The sequence below is a fragment of the Rhodoferax sp. WC2427 genome, from assembly GCF_040822085.1.
Taxonomy (GTDB): domain Bacteria; phylum Pseudomonadota; class Gammaproteobacteria; order Burkholderiales; family Burkholderiaceae_C; genus Rhodoferax_B.
In genome coordinates this window covers 3666251-3686522 of sequence record NZ_CP162006.1, presented here as the reverse complement: position 1 = coordinate 3686522, position 20272 = coordinate 3666251, and the positions used below count along the sequence as shown (strand labels likewise).

The window sequence follows — 20272 nt, the reverse complement described above, 5'->3', positions numbered from 1 at the left end:
TGCAATACCCCCCAGCCGCAGGCGGGTGCGGCGCGGGCCCTTAGCCGGAAAGCGCGGCCGCCTTCCCGTTGCGCCATTGCCCGGGGGCCACGCCAAACTCTTTTTTGAAGGCCCGGCTGAACGAGGCCTCCGATTCATACCCAATGGCTTCGGTGACACGGCCCAGGCTGATGCGCTCACTGCGCAAGAGTCGCGCAGCAACGGCAAGTCGCCAGCGGATGAGGTACTGGATGGGCGGCATGCCGACCAGTTCGTTGAACCGTTGGGCCAGCACGCTGCGCGACACGTGCACCTCCCCCGCCAGGGACTCAACCGACCAGTCTTTGGCCGGATGGGTGTGGATCAGGCTGAGGCATTTGCCAACCTGTGGATCGCGAAGGCCAGCCAGCCAGCCCAGGTGCCGTGGGGGCAGGGATTCGATATAGCCGCGGAGCGTCTCCACAAACAGGGATTCGGCCACTTTGGCCGCCATCGCCCCGGACCCGGGCTGGCCGATGGCGGCTTCTCCGACGGCGTACCGCAGCGACTGCTCGATCCACGGACCGGACGGTCGCTTGCCCACAGCCGAACAGAAAAGCTTGGGCAAGCTGGCTACCAGCGGGTTGGGGATGTCCTGTTCGTAGGCGAACCACCCGCACATCAGCACCGTGCGGTCGCCTTCGCCTCCGTACCGAATGGGCGTCAGGTGCGGTTCCTTGATTTTGACGACATGGTCGATGCTGACGGGCGCGTGGTGCAGGCCGCTGCCGATCAGGTGCGGGTCCCCATGGGGCATGGTGGCTACATCGCCGGCATGCAGGGCGACCGCCTCACCGCCGGGCAATTGCACCCAGCAGCTGCCTTCCAGAACGGTGTGGCAAATCGCCAGACTGCGCGCGCCCGGCTTGAGAAACCGGGCCAATTCAGAGGTCTGGGGAACGTCCACGCACCAGGGCTCATGGCACTCTGCGTTGAGAAATATCGCGCCTTGCATGCGAATGGTGTGCAGCACATCCGAAAGCACGTCCACGGTAATTCCTTTAAGCCGTGAAAAGAGGATTGGTCAAGAAGCTCGGACGGTTGGACAGGATTTCATCCCCCTTCGCGAACACCATTGATCCCACGGCGAATTGTCGCCGAACTTTGATGTAGGAGTAAGTAGCATGAACGACGCAGAGCAGACTGTTTCCGTGGCGCGACCCTCGCAGTACGCCAAAACCATCGAGGCCTCCAAGCGCATCCGCTGGGACATCGACAAGGACGTGATACGCGGGCGAGACTTCGATTTTTCGAAGAAATTCCTGCCCGACGGCCTTGCGCGGCTGGACCAACTCGACTTCCTGTCGGAACCCGACAAACGCCTGTTGAGCCAGATCCAGGGGCGCACCTACGCCAACCTGTTCGGGCTGGTTGAGCGGTTCATCAACGCGAAAGTGCTGGAGGTTGGCCGCGACCATTGGCTGGGCGACCAGGTCGCGCTGGAGGCGCTCGTGCGCTTCAGCGATGAAGAGCTCAAGCACCAAAAGCTGTTTCGTATCCTGGAGCAAATGATGGCCGCGGGCATGCCTTTCGGCTACACGTTTGTGCCTGAGCCGGACGGCGTGGCCGGCTTTGTGCTCGGGAAATCAACCTGGTCGGTGCTGGCACTCACCTGCCACATCGAGCTGTTCACCCAGAAGCACTACCGCGAAAGCATCGACGCGGACGAGAACCTCTCGGCGCTGTGGAAAGACGTTTTCCTGTTCCACTGGAAAGAGGAGTCCCAGCACGCGATTCTGGACGAGCTGGAATGGATCCGCGAGGACGCCAAGCTCACGCCGCAAGCGCGCGACCAGGCGGTGACAGACCTGATCGAACTGGTGGGCGCGGTCGACGCAATACTGCAGATGCAGTCGGCGGCCGACGCGGCGTACTTCACCGCCATCGGTGGCCATACGCTGTCGGATGCCAACCAGGCGCGGGTGAAGGATGCCCTGCTCAAGGCGTACCGGTGGCAGTACATCGTGTCGGGTGTGCAAGAGCCGCACTTCGGCAAGACGCTTGGCAGCCTCATCACCCCCGCCCAGGGCGAACGCATTGCGCAGGCGCTGGCACCGGTGCTGCAGCACGTCTCGGCGCATTGACGTGCCAAAAAACCGGCGCAGGCACCCGCCGCGCTGGCCCCATCGCCCGTTGCACGGGCGTATCCAGACCCAGAACAGGAGAACGGCAATGAATGCAAATAAGGAACTATGGGAAAAAGGCGACTTCACCCGCATCGCCCAGGGCATGCGCAAGAGTGGCGAGTCGCTGGCCCACACATTGGGAATCACCCCCGGCTTGAAGGTGCTGGATCTGGGGTGCGGTGACGGCACGACGGCTCTGCCGCAAGCCCGGCTCGGGGCGGACGTTCTGGGCGTGGATATCGCCGCCAACCTGGTTGCGGCCGGGAACCGGCGCGCCAACGCAGAGGGCCTGAAAAACTGCCGCTTCCAGGAGGGGGATGCGTGCGACCTCCAGGGGCTGAGCGACAGCTCTTTTGACCTGGTGGTGAGCATCTTTGGTGCCATGTTTGCGCCCAGGCCATTGGATGTGGCCAGGGAAATGGTGCGGGTGTGCAAGCCGGGTGGCCGGATCGTGATGGGCAACTGGATTCCCAACGACCCGACGCTGGTGGCCCAGATCCTGAAAATCAGCGCCAGCTACATGCCACCGCCGCCAGCAGGCTTCGTCAGCCCGATGGCCTGGGGGGTAGAGAGCCACGTGATGGAACGCTTTGCAGGCGCGGGCATCCCGAGGGAGTGCATTTCCTGCCAAAAGCAGACCTACACCTTTGAGTTTCCCGATGCGCCGTCCACGGTTGTCGATACGTTCAGGAAGTTCTATGGGCCGACCATGGGCGCCTTCGATGCCGCAGCCAAAACCGGCCAGTCGGACGACTTGCAGCGCGAGCTGGAAGACCTGTTCCAGGTCCAGAACCAAAGCACCCACCAAGACGCAACCTGCATTCCAGCGACCTATTTGCGGGTGGCGGTTCACGTGGGTAAGGGCAACGGCTTTTGACCTTGTCTTGGCCATCGGCTGGGGGGTACTCCGGCCCCAAGCCAAGTCTGCACCAGGAGGGTGATGTATGACAGTGCCAGTATGGATGCTGCTGGGGTTCGCCACGTGGACGGCGCTGTTGCTGCTGTTCACGATTGGGGTGTACCGCTGGAGCCGTATTCTGAGCGGCCGGACGGCTATCCGGAATTTTCCGGCCGATGCCGCCGGGGGGGACGCGTGGTATCGGCGTGCGACGCGGGCCCACGCCAACTGCATCGAGAACCTTCCGGTGTTCGGTGCGATTGTTTTCGGGCTCTACGTGGGCCACGTGGAGAGCCCGCTGGTGGACACCCTGGCAACGGTCGTTCTGGTTGCCCGGATTTTCCAGTCGCTGGTGCATGTGTGCTTCGTGCATACCAACACCGTCGCTACGCTGCGCTTTACCTTCTTCTTCGTGCAGTTTGTCTGCTATTTTTGGCTGGTGGGAACCATCGTTGCCACGTACCTGCGAGTGGCGTAGTGGCAAGCCTTGCAGGGCGGTTCATGCGTTACAGCAGCAGGCCCGCAGCTTCCTTGGCGCGCATCTTGGCGCCGATGTATTCGCCGTGGGTCACGTACAGCAGGCCGGCCACCTGGTTGATGACGCTGTTTTCCACCGCGCCGAGCTGGCCGTCGGCGTAGGCCACCTGCCACATGTCTTCCACCACCCGGATCTTCTGGGCATGCGTGCATTGCGCGTTGAGTTCGCTGGTGAAGCGGTGGTAGTCGTAGGCGCGGGCGGCGGATTGTTCGGCCTGCCGCATGAGCTGCGTCAGCGCTGCACCGTCCAGGTTCAGGCGCTGTTGCAGCGCGAGCACCACGGCCTGGCGCTCCACGGCGGTCTTGGTGGGGTCGGCGCGCATGACCTCGACCAGCAGCACGGCGGTGGCCAGGTTCACGGCGCTCTGGCGCTCGGCGGGCGAGGGCTCGCTGGACTGGGCAAGCAGTCCGTCGAAAATCTCTTTCAGGGCACGCAGCATGGGGAGGAGGGTAAAACTACGGGAATAGATGGACCCCGCGCCCCGGCCGTTGGTTCCCCGTGCCTTGGTGAAGATATATAAAGAATTGGCCGTTTGCGCTTAATCTATGGGCGTAAGCAGCTATTTAAAATATAGCAATCAAAACGACGACCCGGGCTGGGCCAGAAAAGCCACTTCCTCGGCGCTGGCGCTGCGCCCCAGCACGGCGTTGCGGTGCGGATAGCGGCCAAAGCGCTCTACGATGGCCTGGTGTCGGCTGGCAAAGCGCAGGTTGTCGGCGATCCCCAGCTGGGTGAACAAGGCCATCGATTCGATGTGGATGGCCCGCGACTCGCTGTGCATGTACGGCATGTAGGCAAAGGGCCGCTGGGCCAGGGGCAGGCTGCGGTCCTGTCCGCTGGCCACCAGCTCTTGCGCCAGCGCCAGGGCCAGCGGGTCCTGGGCAAAGGCCTTTGGCGTGTCGCGGTAGAGGTTGCGCGAGAACTGGTCGAGCACCAGGATTTCTGCCAACCGCCCCTGCGGCGTGGCGCGCCAGGCAAACAGCTCGCAGCGGGCGGCGGCCTCCAGGGTGGCGGCAAAACGCTGGCGGATGCGGTCGTCCAGCGCAGCGTCTTTGGCGAAGTGCTGCTGGGGCGTGAGTTCGGTGAACCAGAAGTCGAGGATGTCTTGGGCGTGCATGGGGCGATTGTCGGGGAAGGCCGCCGCCCGGTGCGCGCCAGCTGCCTACTTGTGCGCCATCCACTCCTGGATGCCGATAGCCCCGATGCGTGCGCCGTCGCTGGCGGTGAGCGACTGGTCGTTGACCGCCACACCGAAGTACGGGGCCTGGGCATCGGCCACCACGGTGCGCGGGTCGCCGATGGCCGCCAGGTAGCGCTGCACCAGGGCGGCCATGCTGGCGCGCTCGGGCCCGGCAATTTCGACCATGCCGTTGAGCGGCGCGGCCAGCGCGCAGTCGGCCACCGCTGCGGCCACGTCGGCCGAGGCCACGGGCTGCAGATGCGCGGGCGGCAGGCGCACGGTGCTGCCTTCGGTGCCCGACTGCGCAATGGCGCCCAGAAATTCCATGAACTGCGTGGCCCGCACGATGGTGTAGGGGATCTGGGCGGCCCGGATCAGCGCCTCTTGTGCCAGCTTGGCGCGGAAGTAGCCGCTGCCCTGCAGCCGCTCGGTGCCCACCACCGACAGCGCCACGTGGTGCAGCACGCCCGCGGCCGCCTCGGCGGCCAGCAGGTTGCGCCCGGAAGTGGTGAAGAAGTCCATCACCGGCTGGTCTTCGAACGACGGGGAGTTGGCTACATCGACCACCACCTGCGCGCCCGCCAGCGCCTGGGCCAGGCCCTCGCCGGTGAGGGTGTTCACGCCCGAGGCGGGCGAGGCGGCGATGGCCTCGTGGCCGCGCTGGCGCAGCAGCTGGACGACTTGGCTACCGATCAATCCGGTGCCGCCGATAACGACGATTTTCATGGCAATTCTTTCTGTGGGGTTCTGCATGGGGCGATCGTAGGTGTGGAACAATCTGTCGTAAATGACGAATAGCCCAGAATTACTGCCAACAGCTGTTCCTCCGCGCCCGCCGCTGCACCCACCGGTGCGCCGCGTGCTGTTTGTGGCCTTTGACGCGGTGGGCCTGCTGGACCTGAGCGGTGCGCAAACCGTGTTCTGGGCCGCCACCAAAGCCATGGAGGCGCGCGGACTGCCGGGCTACGCGCCGTGCACCGCCAGCCTGCACGGCGGGCTGGTGCGCAGCGCCGAGGGGCTGGAGCTGCACACCACGGCCCTGGCCGACCTGGCTGGCTTGGCGGTGGACACCATCGTGGTGCCGGGCTCGCCGCACATCAGCGCGGTGCTGGACCGGTCGGCCCCGCTGGTGGATTGGCTGCGGCGGGCTGCAGGCAGCGCCCGGCGCACGGTGTCGGTGTGCAGCGGGGCATTTTTGCTGGCGGCAGCCGGGCTGCTGGACGGCAAGCGCACCGCCACCCACTGGGCCATGTGCGACATGCTGCAGCAGCGCTTTCCGGCGCTGCAGATCGACCGCGATGCCATCTTTGTGCACGAGGGGGCGGTGTGGACATCGGCGGGTGTGACCGCAGGCATCGACCTGGCGCTGGCGCTGGTCAAGGCCGATTGCGGCCACACGGTGGCCATGGAGGTGGCGCGGGAGCTGGTGGTGTTTTTGAAGCGGCCTGGCGGGCAGTCGCAGTTCAGCGTGTTGCTGGAATCGCAAACCCAGGGGGCGGACAGCTTCGATGCCCTGCACCTGTGGCTGGGCGAGAACCTGGCCCGCACCGACCTGACGGTGGAGTGCCTGGCCGAGCAGGCCCGCATGAGCCCGCGCAACTTTGCCCGCGTCTACAAGCAAAAAACCGGGCGCACCCCGGCCAAGGCGGTGGAAGTGCTGCGCCTGGAGGCCGCCCGCCGCCTGCTGGAAGAGTCCACCGACAACGTGGACCAGATCGCCAGCCGCTGCGGCTTTGGCATGGAAGAGCGCATGCGCGTGAGCTTCCAGCGCCACCTGGGCGTGGCCCCGCGCGACTACCGCAGGCGGTTTGCCCGCGGCGATGGCGCAGCAGCCTGATCCGCCACCGCTTGACCTGCATCTGATCTGCATCAACTCTGCGGACCGGATGGGCAGATACAGTGGCTCCCCCATCCACCCAATACCCGCAGGCTGCTGTGCCGATCGAACTTTTCCGCAATGCGCAGCACGCCTGCCTGATGTTTTCTGACCTAGTGCACGAGGGCGAGCAGGCGGTGCAGTCCAACCAGTTTCTGGTCGTCGACCACGGCGTGGGTGCGGTCATCGATCCCGGCGGCAACATCGCCTTCAACGAGCTGTTTTTGGCTATGACGCGCCACTTCGCGCCGCAAAAACTCAGTTACCTGATCGCCTCGCACGCCGACCCCGACATCATCGGGGCGTTGGACCGCTGGCTCACCACCACCTCGGCCCAGTTGGTGATCTCAAGGGTGTGGGAGCGTTTTGTGCCGCATTTCGCCAAGAGCGGCAAGACCCAGGAGCGGGTGATTGCCGTGCCCGATGCCGGGGGCCGCCTGCCGCTGGGGGCCAGCGAACTGTGGCTGCTGCCCGCGCACTTTTTGCATTCCGAGGGCAACTTTCACTTCTATGATCCGGTGAGCCGAATCCTGTTCACTGGCGACCTGGGCGTGTCGCTGACCAGCGGCGTGCAGGCGCAGCAGCCGGTGCGCGAGCTGGCTCCGCACATTGCGCGCATGGAGGGCTTTCACCGCCGTTACATGGTGTCGAACAAGGTTTTGCGGCTGTGGGCCCGCATGGCGCGCCAGCTCGACATCGCCATGCTGGTGCCGCAGCACGGTGCGCCGATCGAGGGCGCGGCGGCGATCAGCGACTTTTTTGACTGGGTGGAAGGCTTGCAGTGCGGCATCGACCTGTTTGACCAAAGCGCCTACCAGGTGCCGCAGGCGTTGATCGACACCCAACCCCGGCCAGCCTGGGGCGCTGTGCCTACGCTGCCACGGTGATTTTCTTGTCGCGCACGTACTCTTTGTACTGTGTGAGCGGGATGGCGGCCAAGCCGGCGGCGCCGTTGTCGGCCGTCCAGCTGATGGTGGCGCTCTCAGAAGCCAGCTCGATCTCGACCGGCCCCTTGGGGATCACGATGGGTGCGCCGTCACCCGGTGTGTAGGTGACGTGGTCGGCGACGGTAGCTTGTATGGTGTGGGTGGGTTGCATGGCGGGCTCCGGTAGGGCGGCCGCAAAAAACTGCGGCAAGCTTGCATTACAGACCGTTGCCCGGCTGCGGCGTGTCAGATAAACACCCGCAGGGGTGTTCCACACCGCCGCGTCTACCCAAGGCTCAGTGCGTGACGAACTGGTAGGTCACGTCTTCGGAATCGATCATGTCCAGCACGTCGTTGAGCACGTCGTCGTCGCCGGTGCTGGTCCAGGTGTCTTCGGGGTCGGTGGCAAACATCGGTTCGATGGCAATGTCCATGAATTGGCCGTTCGGCAGCTTCAGTACCTGGCCGCTTTCGGATGTGGTGGCCAGTTCCCAGTCGTCGGGAACAGACATTTCGAGCTGGATGGTGATGTGGAGTTTTTTCATGGATAAGGTCCGAGAGGTGGGAGAGGGAGGAGGGTAACCGAAGCCCATGGGCCGGTTTTAAAATTCAAGAAAAATAGGCCGCTGGCGCTTATGGAATGAGCGTGAGCAGCTATGAAAACAGGAGTAAGCTAGGCGGCATGACTTCACGCGAGCCCGCCATGCCCCACTACTGGTTGATGAAATCCGAACCCAGCGAATGCTCCATCGACGATGCCCTGGCCGCGCCAGACCGCACCGTGCCATGGACCGGCGTGCGCAACTACCAGGCCCGCAACTTCATGCGCGACCAGATGCAGCCGGGCGACGGCGTGCTGTTCTACCACTCGAGTTGCGCCGAGCCGGGCATTGCCGGGCTGGCCCGCGTGGCTTCGGGCATCCGGCCCGACCCCACGCAGTTTGACCCGGCTTCACCGTACTTTGATGCCGCCAGCAAACCCGACGCACCGCGCTGGCTGCTGCTGGACGTGCAGGCGGTACGCAAGACGCGGCTGCTGGCCCTGTCCGCGCTGCGCGCCCACCCGGCCCTGGCCGATCTGCAGTTGCTGCGCCGGGGCAACCGCCTGTCGATCATGCCGGTGGACCCGGCGCACTGGCAGGTGATCGAGGCGCTGCTGGCTTAGCCTTGCAGCGTGGGGTAGTCGGTGTAGCCCTTGGCACCCTGGGTGTAGAAAGTGCTTTGGTCCGGCGTGTTCAGCGGGGCCTTGAGCTGGATGCGGGCGGGCAGATCCGGGTTGGCCAGGAAGGACGTGCCAAAGGCCACGGCATCGAGCTGGCCTGCGGTGATGGCCTCTTCGGCCTCTTCGGCGGTGTAGCCCATGTTGCCCACCAGCACACCGTGGTACTTTGCGCGGGCCACGGCCAGCACATCGCCCTTTTGCACACCGAAGAAGTCGGCGCGCATCACGTGCAGGTAAGCCAGCTTGAAGGCATTGAGCTTCTCGGCCAAAAAGCCGATGAACGCCAGCGGGTCGCTGTCTTGCATGCTGTTGTAGCTGTTCAGCGGCGACAGGCGCAGGCCCACCTTGTCGGCGCCAATGGCGGCGGTTACCGCGGTCAGCACCTCGAACAGCAGGCGGGTGCGGTTCTCCAGCGAACCGCCGTAGCCGTCGGTGCGCTGGTTGGGCGTGTCGCGCAGGAACTGGTCGATCAGGTAGCCGTTGGCACCGTGCACTTCCACACCATCAAAACCGGCGGCGATGGCGTTCTTGGCGCCCTGGGCAAAGGCCGCCACGATGGCTGGAATCTCGTCTGCGGTCAGTGCATGCGGCACGGCATGGGGCACCTTGCCGCTGGGGGTGTGGATCTCGCCCTCGATGGGCGTGGCGCTGCTGGACACAGTGGGGACACCGCCATTGATGTCGGGGTGGGCGGCGCGGCCCGCGTGCCAGATCTGCAGGAAGATGCGGCCACCCTTGGCGTGCACCCCGCTGGTCACCTGTTTCCAGGCTGCGACCTGCGCGTCGCTGTAGATGCCGGGCTCGTTGATGAAAGCCGAGGTGCCGGGGGCCACCATGGTGCACTCGGTGATCAGCAGGCCGCCGGTGGCGCGCTGGCTGTAGTAGTCGGCCATCAGTGCGTTGGGCAGGTGGCCCGCGTCGGCGCGGGTGCGGGTGAGCGGGGCCAGCAGGATGCGGTTGGGCAGGGTGGTCGAGCCGACTTGCAGGGGGGTAAATAGGGTCATGGTGTCGAAGGGTTGGTAGGGGAAAGGGGGCAAACGGTAACAGCGGGTGGATAAGACCACTACGCCCGGGTTATTGCGAAATGGAGTAGGCGTTTAAACGCAAAAGTCAATGCGGCGCGTGCTGTTGCACCCAGCGCACGATGTCGGCCGCGCCCATGGCACCGGCCTGGCGGGCCACCTCGCGGCCCCCCACAAACAGCGCCAGCGTAGGGATGCTGCGGATCTGGAAGCGTGCGCCCAGCGCCTGCTGGGCTTCGGTGTCCACCTTGGCCACGCGGATGCGCGGCTCCAGCTGGGCGGCGGCCTGCACGTAGGCGGGTGCCATCTGGCGGCACGGCCCGCACCAGGGCGCCCAAAAATCTACCAGCAGCGGAATCTGGTTGCGCTGCAGGTGCTTGTCGAACGCGGCACCATCCAGATCGACGGGTTTGCCGGTGAACAAGGGCTTTTTGCAGCTACCGCAATCGGGCGCGCTGCCCAGCTGGTCGGAGCGCAAGCGGTTGGTGGTGTGGCAATGGGGGCAGACGATGTGCAGGGATTCGGTCATTGGGTCCATGTCGTGGCGGGTGGGCCGGATTGCAAGGGCGGCGGGTTGCCTGCAAGGCCTAACCCCATAATGCAGCTGGTTTTTTTCGGTAATCCCATCTGCCAAACACCCATGAGCAACCCCCATTTCTACCCCATCGGTACCTCCGGCCAAGCCTGGGGCACTGCAGAGTTGGCCCAATGGCGTGCGTGCCAGGTGCGCCAGCGCAGCTATGCAGACGACGTGTTGCCGCGCATCGAGATGCTGCGCGCGCGCTTTGACGTGGTGCCGTATGGTGAGGTGACCTATGGGGAAGAGCGCTTCCCCTTGTTCGCCATCCGCAGCCGGGGCTGGGACAGCGCACTGCCCGGCGTGCTGGTGACCGGTGGCGTGCATGGCTATGAAACCAGCGGTGTGCTGGGCGCGCTGCGCTTTTTGGAGGCGCGTGCGGACAACTTTGCGGGCCGGGTGAATCTGTTGGTGGTGCCCTGCGTCAGCCCCTGGGCCTACGAGCGGGTGCAGCGCTGGAACTTCGACGCTCTGGACCCGAACCGCTCATTCCGCCCAGACAGCCCCGCGCAAGAGTCTGCCGCCTTGATGCGACTGGTGGAGCCCCTGCGTGGCCAGTTCACTGTCCACATCGACCTGCACGAAACCACCGACACCGACGAGTCCGAATACCGCCCCGCCGTGGCCGCCCGCGATGGCCAGCCGTTTGCGCCTGGCACCATCCCCGACGGCTTCTACCTGGTGGACGACACGGCCAACCCCCAGCCCGCGTTCCAGCAGGCCATCATCGCAGCGGTAGAGTGGGTGACCCACATCGCCCCCGCAGATGCGCAGGGCGGCATCATCGGTTCACCTCTGGTGGCGCATGGCGTGATCCACTATGCGATGACCGCGCTGGGTCTGTGTGCAGGCATTTCGGGCGCGCGTTACACCACCACCACCGAGGTCTACCCCGATAGCCCCCGTGCCACGCCAGAGCAGTGCATTGCCGCGCAGGTGGCGGCGGTGTGTGCGGGGGTGGAGTTTGCGTGCCGGTAGGCTCCTGCCGGTTGTTTTGCTGGCCTGGCCATCAGCGGTTTTCGTGTGCATGGCCATGCGCGCTGCCCTAGGTCTGTCGGTCTGACACCAAACCCGTGTCGACCGTCGGATACCGCAGCCGCAGCCGCAGTTCACGTTTCATCCGCGTGTTGTCCATCCGCCGCGACTCGGACATGAAGCTCAGTAGCATCAGCGACAACTGGCCTTGCGCGGCGTGGCGCGGCACGCGGGGTGGGCGGGGAAGGCCATACAGGTCGGCAGCGAAGTCGAAATAGTCGCCCATCCGCATCTGGCTGTCGTCGTTCACGTTGTAGACCCGCTGCGGCCGACCGCACCAGAGGGCTTTGACACAGGCGCGCGCCAAATCGTCGGCGTGGATGTGGTTGGTAAATACGTCGTCGGAACGCTCCAGTACCGGGGTGCCTTTGCGCAACCGGGCTTCGGGCGTGCCACCGTCGCGGTCGGGGGCGTAGATGCCGGGTATGCGCAGAATGCTGGTGCGGACCCGGCTGGCGCGGCGGCCCAACAGGCGCACCGCCGTCTCGGCATCCACTCGGCGCAGGGCGCGGGGGGTGGTGGCGGCCACAGCGCGCGTTTCGTTCACTATCGCTCCCTGGCAGTCGCCATACACGCCACTGGTCGACCCGTATACCAAGGCCCGTGGAGCACCACGCAGCTGCAGTGCCCGAAGCAGGTTGCGGGTGCGTGGGTCGTGACGGTCTTCGCCGGGGGGTGGGGCCAAATGAAGTACCCGGGTGGCCAGGCCAGACAGGCGCAGCAAGGACTGCGGGTCATCCAGGTTGCCGCACAGGGGGGTGATGCCTTGGGAGCGCAGGGTCGGGCGGCGTTCGGGGCTGGAAGTCAGTGCCAGCAAGCGTAAAGTACCCGGCAGTTGACCGGCGGCGCGCAGACCGATGTCGCCGCAACCGATGATGAGCACGCGCTCACGGCGAAAGCGCGATGGCAAGGCGCCAAGAGGGGATTGGTTTGAAGGCAAAATCGAGACCGTTAGAGACAGAATCCACTGAGCATACCGAACCCCATGACCCATCCCATCCCCACGCCGCAGGCCTTCACCGTCACTGTGCAGCCCAGTGGCCGCGCTTTTGCTGCCACCGCCGATGAATCCATCTTGACTGCCGGCATTCGGCAGGGTATTGGTCTACCGTATGGCTGCAAGGACGGCGCGTGCGGCTCCTGTAAGTGCAAGAAGCTCGAAGGCATGGTGTTCCACGGTCCCCACCAAAGCAAGGCCTTGAGCGTGGAGGAAGAAGCCGCTGGTCTGGTGCTGACTTGCTGCGCCATGCCCCTGACCGACGTGGTGCTGGAGTCACGCCAGGTGACCGACGAAAGCGCCTTCCCAATCAAGAAGATGCCGTCGCGGGTGATTTCGCTGGAGAAAGTATCCAGCGATGTGATGGTCCTCAAGTTGCAACTTCCTGCCAACGACACGCTGCGCTACCACCCGGGCCAATACATCGAATTCATCCTGCGCGATGGTGCCCGGCGCAGCTACAGCATGGCCAACGCTCCGCACACCGGTCCGGTGGTGGAGCTGCATATCCGCCACATGCCCGGTGGCAAGTTCACCGACCATGTGTTCGGGACGATGAAGGAAAAGGAAATCCAGCGTATCGAGGGCCCCTACGGCAGCTTCTATTTGCGCGAGGATTCCGACAAACCTATCGTGCTGCTGGCCTCTGGCACCGGCTTCGCGCCGATCAAGGCCATCATTGAGCACATGCAGCACAAAGCCATCACCCGCCCGGCTACGCTGTACTGGGGCGGTCGCCGTCCCAGCGATCTGTATTTGAACGACTGGGTGCAAGCCCAGTTGGCCTCGATGCCCCATTTGGCCTACGTGCCAGTCATTTCTGACGCGCTGCACGAAGACGGCTGGACGGGCCGCACAGGATTCGTTCACCAGGCTGTCCTGCAGGATCTGCCGGACCTGTCCAATTTTGAGGTGTATGCCTGCGGTGCCCCCATCGTTGTTGATTCGGCCCAGGCTGATTACGTAGCCAAGGCCGGGTTGTCACCGGATGCATTCTTTGCAGACGCGTTCACCAGCGAGGCCGACAAAGCCGCACTCTAGACTTGGCCACTGGTGCCCCCGATGGCCTGATCTCCTGCGTTTGGAGATTCTGGGGGATATGCAGAGAAACGGCCTTGCGCACCTGGTCAAGGTGCTGGAAACCCGGATATCGTGCACTTGGCTTTGCCTGTTCTGGAGCAGGGTGTGCGCTGAGTCTTGCTTCTCCAAGAGTGTCATAACACGGCCCAGGCATTGCGGGGGCAGCCGAAGCCGCGAAAACCAAGGGCGGACTCTGATGGCAGGGTACGTGCACTCTATTCGCGGTGTGGCAGTGGGCGTAGCCACCCTGATCTACGTGGCAGAGCTGTCTTCACTATCCGTCAAGGTGGCAGTTGCTTGCTGTTCTGCACACTCCCGGAGCTTGCCCGAAGCCCATATGGCATCACAGGACGTCCGGGCCGTTGCAAGTTGGCCGGAAGCAAACACCAGCGTAAACTTTGGAGCCTGCCGAAGGCGGCCGCAATTAACACGGGGCAGCCTATATCTTGCCCTCAAGCCCACACCGCAGACTTCCAGTTGAGCGAGCAATAAGTTAACCTTGGATCTGGTCAAACTGGGGCAGCCAACATGCGCCATTGGCTGTGTTGCTGCAGCGGTATAGTTTGCGTGCGAACCCATAGGTGCCAAAAAAGGTAGAAGCCCTTTATCATTGCGCTTGACATTCGTCGATCGGCGCCGCCATTAAATTTAATGCAATTTTCTACGGTTCATGAAGATTTATGATATTTATAGACGACAGAAATATCATTGGCTCAAGTTATTTGAAATTTAATTCGATGCTATCGCGGATTAAAAAGTAATAGTTTAATGAAATTAAATAGTTATTAAATTTACACAGCGAATTAAATTAAGCTAAACAGGCAAAATCCAAAATAAGCACCATAAATGTGAAATATTTGGTAGATGGATAGTCTAGATTTGCGCTATATTCGAACATCAATAAGTATAAATTCTATGATCAAGGGGAAAATTTTGAAAAAAAATAGTAAATATCTTTCATCTGCGAGCCGCCTTTTGGCCTTAACTTCTCTGTGCGGGTTAATGGCATCGTGTTCAATTTTTACGACTGGCTATCCACCGGCACCCGCAACCGCGATCACGAATGATTACAACTATATTATCGGACCAGGCGACGCATTAAGTATTACCGTGTGGCGTAATCCTGAACTGTCAATGTCAGTTCCAGTAAGGCCCGATGGCAAGTTAACAACACCACTGGTAGATGAATTAGTAGTACAAGGGAAAACCTCTGTACAAGTTGCTCGAGAAATTGAAGTAGTACTTGCGAAATTTGTACGCGACCCTGTTGTGACCGTAATGGTGACTGGTTTTGTAGGTCCCTACAGTGAACAGATAAGGGTGGTAGGTGAAGCGGCAAAGCCTCAGACATTGCCTTACAAAAGCAAAATGACGGTCTTGGATGTGATGATTTCCGTTGGAGGTCTGACAGATTTTGCAGATGGAAACAGCGCAACAATACTGAGAACCTCGGAAGGTGAAAAGCGATACTCTGTTCGACTAAAGGACCTAATTAAGCGTGGCGATTTCTCAGGTAATGTTGAAATGAAGCCCGGCGATATTCTAATTATTCCACAAGGATGGTTTTAATGCGTTGCGTGAATGTAGCAATTGTTTAATTAACTTTTAGAATATAAAAAATAATGGATGAGTTAATTAGTCAATTATTGACTTTTGCAAAAGGCTCCTGGAAGCACCGTTGGTTGGGGGTTCTTGTTGCATGGCTAGTCGGTGTGATAGGAGCAGGCATAGTGCTTCGGGTGCCGGACAAGTACGAAGCCTCAGCGCGTATTTACGTAGACACCCAATCAATTCTCAAGCCATTGATGTCAGGGTTAGCCGTACAGCCAAACGTAGATCAACAGGTTGGGATGTTGAGTCGGACACTTATTACGCGGCCAAATGTAGAAAAATTAATTCGGATGGCTGATCTTGATTTGGGAACCACATCCAAAGGGTCCCAAGATGGATTGGTCGAACAATTAATGAACACGTTGCAAATAAAGAGTACAGCAAGGGATAATTTATATACTCTTTCTTATCAAGATCAAAATCCAGATAAGGCCAAGCGCGTCGTCCAGTCACTGGTTTCGATATTTGTGGAATCAAGCTTAGGTGACAGCCGCAAAGATACCGATGCAGCAAAAAAATTCATCACAGAACAAATAAAAACGTATGAATCAAAATTGGAGTCTGCAGAAGCTCGCCTAAAAGAATTTAAATTAAGAAATATTGATGTTCAAACGGCGAATGGTGGAACCGATATTGCCGGGAAATTAAGCGAAATAAGTACACAGCTTAATCAAGCGAAATTAGAGTTACGTGAAGCAGAAAATGCACGGGATGCTTCTAAATTGCAGCTTCAAAATGAAAAGTCTGATAGCGCAAATATTTCAACCAAAAGCTTAATGCAGGAATCAGCGCAGTCATTAGCCACACCTGAAATTGATTCACGTATCGAAGTACAGAAAAGAAATTTAGATGGGTTGTTACAGCGATTTACGGAGCAACATCCTGACGTTATAGGTGCTCGAAGATTAATTAAAGAATTGGAAGATCAAAAGAAAAAAGAGATTCAGGAGCTACGTAAATCCGCGATGGCGAACCCATTGTCTTCAAGCAACAATAGCTTGGCGTCGCAAGAGATGAGTCGGTTGCTCGCGGCTTCCGAAGTGCAAGTTGCATCTCTGCGTGCCAGAGTTTCTGAATACACATCCAGATACGAAAAGGCTCGTGAATTTTTAAAGACTGCGCCGCAAACAGAGGCTGAATATGCTCAGCTGAATCGAGATTATGCCATTAACAAAAAGAACTATGAAGATTTAGTCAGCAGACGTGAATCGGCATCTCTATCTGGTGATTTAGAGTCTGCCGCCGGTGTTGCTGATTTCCGATTAATCGATCCGCCAAGAGTTTCTCCAAAACCCGTGGCACCTAATCGTCTGTTACTTTTGCTGCTGGCCTTGGTTGCAGCACTGGGTGCTGGGGGCTTCACTGCTTTTGCCGCTAGCCAGCTCAGACCTGTATTTCATGACGCACGGACGCTACGCAACGTAATTGACTTGCCGCTTTTGGGAGTAGTTACTTTAGTGTTGAGTGAGGCTGCAAAACGTAAAGAGAGATCAGATCTCCGCAAATTTTTTGCGGTCTTAATTTCATTAATTGTCGCATTCATTTTGTTAATTTCTGCTTTGGCATTTATATCTGGACAAATAGGTTAAAAAATGAATAGCTTAATTGAACAGGCAACCCGTCGTCTCGAACAGTTGCGGCAAGCTGGAGTAATCCCAAAGGCTCTTGAGGATGCAAATACCGGCGACATAACCGCTAACAGATCAGGTGCGGACAGTTTGCAATTGTCAGAGAAAAAAATTCCTGAAAATAATATAAAGCCATCATCTTTCTCAAGAAAAGTCGATTTAGATTTAGATGCACTAGCAGGGGCGGGTATTGTCAGCCCTAATGCCCCAAGATCACAAATTGCCGATCAATATCGTGTAATAAAAAGGCCGCTCATCAGCAATGCAATGGGTAAAGGGGCTTCGTTAATTGCAAACGGTAACTTGATAATGGTCACGAGCGCTTTGGCCGGAGAAGGTAAAAGCTTTTCTGCTATTAATTTGGCCATGAGTATCGCAACCGAATTGGATAACACGGTGATGCTTGTTGATGCCGATGTTGCCCGCCCATCAGTCCTGCGAATGCTAGGATTACCGGCTAGTCCTGGATTGCTTGATTTGCTTGTTGGAGACGTTGATGATTTATCTAGTGTTTTATTAAAAACAAATATCGATAAATTGACTTTATTGCCTAGCGGAACGCCACATTTGCGCGCCACAGAATTATTGGCTAGTGAGGCAATGAGTCAGTTAATTAAAAATATCGCAAATAGATATTCAGATCGGATTATTATTTTTGATTCTCCTCCGCTCTTATTGACTACTGAGTCTAGAGTTCTTGCGACCCATATGGGACAAATAGTGATGGTAGTGCATGCTGAGAAAACTCTCCAAGTGGATATTCAACATGCGCTCGCTTCAATTGAGGCATGCCCTGTCAAAATGATGGTGTTGAATCAAGCTAAGAATAGTCTACAGGGCGGGTATGGGGGATATGGATATGGCTACGGATATGAACAATAAGTAACTAATCTTCGTTTTTAAATTAATATGAACTTATATTATGATAATTCATGTGCGTTTAAATGTACAAAATTATCATTTGTTCTTGTTGTCTTATTGTGTATCGCAACAAATTCAAATGCTCAGGAAAGCTTACCGACCCCTTCGAATTTGGGTGGAATCTTCCACGTTTCACCAAGTCTATCGTTAACCGAAACTTGGACAGATAATTTATCTTTAGAAAATGGAAGCAAAAAGTCTGGCTGGATTACCGAGATCAGTCCAGGACTAAATATTCGAAGTGGATCTGGGAGAGTAAAAGGTTATTTAAATTATTCTTTGAATATTTTGAATCATAGTGGCGGTCAAGGTAAAAATTCATTACAGAATTCATTGAATTCATCTGTCAATATTGAAGCCATTGACAGGCACGGATTTGTAGATATATCTGGAGTTATAACTCAACAGACAATTTCCGCTTTTTCGATTCAAAATAGTAACTTAGATAGTATAAATTCAAATAAGACGGAAGTTTCAACTTACAGTTTGGCGCCTTACTATCGAGGTAGATTGTCTAAATATATTGACTATGAAGCGCGATATAGCTTAACCACGACACGCGCCAAAAGTGCCAATAATTTTTCATCCGATTCAAAAGCCTCATCAATTAGCTTAAACGGTGATGAGTTTTTCGGAAGGTTATCGTGGACATTAGGGTTAAACCGTCAAATTATTTCGCGAAATAGCGCACCAGATACCGAAGTAGATAGTGTCAGAGCTTCGTTGAACTACCCAATCGTCAGCAACCTAGTCGTTTCTGTCTCTGGTGGACGTGAACGTCAAAATTACACCTCAACGGGAAAAGTTGGTTCTTGGACTTCTGGGATGGGATTAAACTGGTCTGTTTCTGAAATGACTAAGATTTCAGCAAATATTGAGAATAATCCCCTGGGAAAGATGCATAGTTTAAATTTCGAACATAGAACACCTCGTACAAGCTGGCGACTAAGTGACGTCAGAAGCGTATCCATGTCGAATGGAATAAATCCTTCAAGTTTGGGTGGCAACTATGATTTATTATTTAATCAATTTTCTTCAATCGAACCTGACCCTATAAAAAGAGCGCAACTTGTTAATAGCTATTTGCAAACATATGGAATAAATCCAAATTCGGTTGCATTAAATGGCTATTTAACCTCAGGAACTTCATTGCAAAGGGCACAAAATATTTCTTTTGCGCTGCTTGGCCTTCGCGATACCATTACATTTACCGCCTCAAGAAGTACAGGTAAGAGTGTTAGCACCTCCCCCTCTCTTATAGACGACTTTAGCAATTCTAGTTCTATACGACAAAATGGACTTACTATTGCTTACACACATAGATTAACCCCTGACACAACGATTAGTAATCAAATTTCAATTCAAAAAACGAGTGGACAATTAGACTCTCAAAAATCGGAAGTTAGATCTGCCAATATTAGTGCTTCAACGCGTGTTGGGCCGAAAGCATACCTGACGGTGAGTGCGCGGCGCTCAGTGTCTGCAAGTGGATCATTTCCTTACAGCGAGGCAGCTGTGACAGGTAATTTAACGGTGCAGTTTTAAGTTATGTATGAAAATTTTTACGGGCTTACCACTAAGCCATTTCAGCTAAACCCTGATCCATCATTCTATTTTGCGAGCAAACAACATAGGAGAGCTAAAGCCTATTTAGAATATGGTGTTTTAAGAAACGAAGGGTTTATTATTGTTACGGGCGAGGTTGGTGCGGGTAAAACGACGATCGTCCGAAGTCTATTAGATAGTTTAGATGCGGACAAGGTTGTAGCTGGTAATTTGGTCACTACCCAGTTAGACGCTGAAGATACTCTGCGTATGGTTGGAGCGGCATTTGGTGTGCGTACAAATGACTCATCCAAGGCTGATATTTTATTGGCACTAGAAGCTTTCTTTGTTAGCCAAACAAGCCTAGGTAAACGTTGTTTATTAATAATTGATGAGGCTCAAAATCTTACTCCCCGTGCCGTAGAAGAGTTGAGAATGTTATCGAATTTTCAATTTGGTAGCCAATCATTGTTACAAAGCTTTTTAATTGGCCAGCCTGAGTTCAGAGATATATTGCAGAACCCAAGTATGCAACAGTTACGGCAACGGGTAATTGCCGCTTGTCATATTGGACCAATGGATATAGAAGAAACTCAGGGGTATATCGAGCATAGATTGAAATGTGCCGGTTGGACGAATAAACCGAATTTTAATGCTGAGGCATTTGAATCCATTTTTGATGCAAGTGGAGGAATACCTAGACGCATTAATTCAATTTGTGATAGATTATTATTGTTAGGTTTTTTAGAAAACAAAGATGGATTTGATGAAAATGACGTTAAAACAGTTTCTCGCGAAATATTAGAAGAATCTGGCCACATATCTACTGAAAATATTTCAATTAGAAATTCTTTTAATGAAACCGATAAATCCCAAGGTAATAATTCTCGCGATTTTTCTGACCTCAATGATTTTTCTATACGAAAAATAAACGAAATGGAAAACTCGGGTTTAAACGATAAGATTGAGCGCGTTGAGAATAGCATGTTGCGTCTTGAAAAAAACAATGCAGAAACATTATTGATATTAAAAGATATCCTTTTTTCCATAAAAGCTAATAACAAATAATTTA

22 protein-coding genes are annotated in these 20272 nt (G+C 56.9%); 13 read left to right on the top strand and 9 right to left on the bottom strand.

Annotated elements, in window-relative coordinates:
* Nucleotides 1-40: 40 nt before the first annotated feature.
* Nucleotides 41-1009, bottom strand: a complete 969-nt coding sequence (locus AB3G31_RS17150) for a cupin domain-containing protein (protein WP_367847281.1) — start codon at nt 1007-1009, stop codon at nt 41-43.
* A 133-nt stretch (nt 1010-1142) separates the two neighbouring features.
* Between AB3G31_RS17150 and AB3G31_RS17145 the strand changes: the two genes are divergently transcribed.
* From AB3G31_RS17145 to AB3G31_RS17135, 3 genes are all read left to right on the top strand, one after another.
* A complete protein-coding gene (locus AB3G31_RS17145; RefSeq protein ID WP_367847280.1) occupies nt 1143-2102 on the top strand; it encodes a hypothetical protein in 960 nt (319 codons plus the stop codon).
* An 88-nt stretch (nt 2103-2190) separates the two neighbouring features.
* Nucleotides 2191-3021, top strand: coding sequence for a class I SAM-dependent methyltransferase (locus AB3G31_RS17140; RefSeq protein WP_367847279.1), 831 nt, complete (start codon nt 2191-2193; stop codon nt 3019-3021).
* Between the two features lie 67 nt (nt 3022-3088).
* Entirely contained in the window at nt 3089-3520 is a 432-nt protein-coding gene (locus AB3G31_RS17135) for an MAPEG family protein (protein WP_367847278.1), read from the top strand.
* 28 nt (nt 3521-3548) lie between these two features.
* On the opposite strand, the gene AB3G31_RS17130 is transcribed toward AB3G31_RS17135, so the two are convergent.
* The 3 genes from AB3G31_RS17130 to AB3G31_RS17120 all read right to left on the bottom strand — a co-directional run bounded on the left by AB3G31_RS17130 (nt 3549) and on the right by AB3G31_RS17120 (nt 5486).
* A complete protein-coding gene (locus AB3G31_RS17130; RefSeq protein WP_367847277.1) occupies nt 3549-4019 on the bottom strand; it encodes a TerB family tellurite resistance protein in 471 nt (156 codons plus the stop codon).
* A gap of 138 nt (nt 4020-4157) precedes the next feature.
* The gene (locus tag AB3G31_RS17125; protein WP_367847276.1) at nt 4158-4697 is read right to left on the bottom strand and encodes a DUF924 family protein; all 540 of its coding nucleotides are present in this window, start codon (nt 4695-4697) and stop codon (nt 4158-4160) included.
* 45 nt (nt 4698-4742) lie between these two features.
* Nucleotides 4743-5486 carry an SDR family oxidoreductase gene (locus tag AB3G31_RS17120; RefSeq protein WP_367847275.1) on the bottom strand — a complete coding sequence of 248 codons (744 nt, stop codon included), beginning with the start codon at nt 5484-5486 and terminating at the stop codon, nt 4743-4745.
* Nucleotides 5487-5547: 61 nt separating this feature from the next.
* Here AB3G31_RS17120 and AB3G31_RS17115 point away from each other — a divergent pair, with 61 nt between their 5' ends.
* Together AB3G31_RS17115 and AB3G31_RS17110 are read left to right on the top strand one after the other, a co-directional pair.
* Complete coding sequence (locus AB3G31_RS17115) at nt 5548-6597, top strand: GlxA family transcriptional regulator (RefSeq protein ID WP_367847274.1); 1050 nt, start codon at nt 5548-5550, stop codon at nt 6595-6597.
* A gap of 98 nt (nt 6598-6695) precedes the next feature.
* Nucleotides 6696-7523: an MBL fold metallo-hydrolase gene (locus tag AB3G31_RS17110; protein ID WP_367847273.1), complete on the top strand. Its 828-nt coding sequence runs from the start codon at nt 6696-6698 to the stop codon at nt 7521-7523.
* On the opposite strand, the gene AB3G31_RS17105 is transcribed toward AB3G31_RS17110, so the two are convergent.
* Both AB3G31_RS17105 and AB3G31_RS17100 read right to left on the bottom strand, forming a co-directional pair.
* Nucleotides 7507-7734: a hypothetical protein gene (locus AB3G31_RS17105; RefSeq protein ID WP_367847272.1), complete on the bottom strand. Its 228-nt coding sequence runs from the start codon at nt 7732-7734 to the stop codon at nt 7507-7509. The two genes, AB3G31_RS17110 and AB3G31_RS17105, sit on opposite strands and share 17 nt — an antisense overlap.
* A 124-nt stretch (nt 7735-7858) precedes the next feature.
* The gene (locus AB3G31_RS17100; RefSeq protein ID WP_367847271.1) at nt 7859-8107 is read right to left on the bottom strand and encodes a hypothetical protein; all 249 of its coding nucleotides are present in this window, start codon (nt 8105-8107) and stop codon (nt 7859-7861) included.
* A gap of 158 nt (nt 8108-8265) precedes the next feature.
* Between AB3G31_RS17100 and AB3G31_RS17095 the strand changes: the two genes are divergently transcribed.
* On the top strand, nt 8266-8727 hold the full coding sequence (locus tag AB3G31_RS17095; protein WP_367850376.1) for an EVE domain-containing protein: 462 nt from the start codon (nt 8266-8268) through the stop codon (nt 8725-8727).
* Here AB3G31_RS17095 and AB3G31_RS17090 read toward each other — a convergent pair.
* Entirely contained in the window at nt 8724-9788 is a 1065-nt protein-coding gene (locus tag AB3G31_RS17090) for an alkene reductase (RefSeq protein WP_367847270.1), read from the bottom strand. The genes AB3G31_RS17095 and AB3G31_RS17090 overlap by 4 nt on opposite strands.
* 106 nt (nt 9789-9894) lie before the next feature.
* Nucleotides 9895-10335, bottom strand: a complete 441-nt coding sequence (gene trxC / locus AB3G31_RS17085) for a thioredoxin TrxC (RefSeq protein WP_367847269.1) — start codon at nt 10333-10335, stop codon at nt 9895-9897.
* Nucleotides 10336-10446: 111 nt separating this feature from the next.
* Here trxC and AB3G31_RS17080 point away from each other — a divergent pair, with 111 nt between their 5' ends.
* Nucleotides 10447-11361, top strand: a complete 915-nt coding sequence (locus AB3G31_RS17080) for a M14 family metallocarboxypeptidase (RefSeq protein WP_367847268.1) — start codon at nt 10447-10449, stop codon at nt 11359-11361.
* Nucleotides 11362-11428: 67 nt separating this feature from the next.
* On the opposite strand, the gene AB3G31_RS17075 is transcribed toward AB3G31_RS17080, so the two are convergent.
* Nucleotides 11429-12358, bottom strand: a complete 930-nt coding sequence (locus AB3G31_RS17075; protein ID WP_367847267.1) for an SDR family oxidoreductase — start codon at nt 12356-12358, stop codon at nt 11429-11431.
* A 45-nt stretch (nt 12359-12403) separates the two neighbouring features.
* Here AB3G31_RS17075 and AB3G31_RS17070 point away from each other — a divergent pair, with 45 nt between their 5' ends.
* From AB3G31_RS17070 to AB3G31_RS17045, 6 genes are all read left to right on the top strand, one after another.
* Nucleotides 12404-13456, top strand: a complete 1053-nt coding sequence (locus tag AB3G31_RS17070; RefSeq protein ID WP_367847266.1) for a CDP-6-deoxy-delta-3,4-glucoseen reductase — start codon at nt 12404-12406, stop codon at nt 13454-13456.
* 954 nt (nt 13457-14410) lie between these two features.
* Nucleotides 14411-15064: an XrtA/PEP-CTERM system exopolysaccharide export protein gene (locus AB3G31_RS17065; RefSeq protein ID WP_367847265.1), complete on the top strand. Its 654-nt coding sequence runs from the start codon at nt 14411-14413 to the stop codon at nt 15062-15064.
* Nucleotides 15065-15117: 53 nt separating this feature from the next.
* On the top strand, nt 15118-16695 hold the full coding sequence (locus tag AB3G31_RS17060; protein WP_367847264.1) for an XrtA system polysaccharide chain length determinant: 1578 nt from the start codon (nt 15118-15120) through the stop codon (nt 16693-16695).
* A 3-nt stretch (nt 16696-16698) separates the two neighbouring features.
* Nucleotides 16699-17616 (top strand): XrtA-associated tyrosine autokinase, encoded by a 918-nt coding sequence (locus AB3G31_RS17055; RefSeq protein WP_367847263.1) that lies wholly within the window; start codon nt 16699-16701, stop codon nt 17614-17616.
* Between the two features lie 27 nt (nt 17617-17643).
* Nucleotides 17644-19200 carry a TIGR03016 family PEP-CTERM system-associated outer membrane protein gene (locus tag AB3G31_RS17050; protein WP_367847262.1) on the top strand — a complete coding sequence of 519 codons (1557 nt, stop codon included), beginning with the start codon at nt 17644-17646 and terminating at the stop codon, nt 19198-19200.
* 3 nt (nt 19201-19203) lie between these two features.
* A complete protein-coding gene (locus AB3G31_RS17045) occupies nt 19204-20268 on the top strand; it encodes an XrtA/PEP-CTERM system-associated ATPase (RefSeq protein WP_367847261.1) in 1065 nt (354 codons plus the stop codon).
* Nucleotides 20269-20272: the final 4 nt, after the last annotated feature.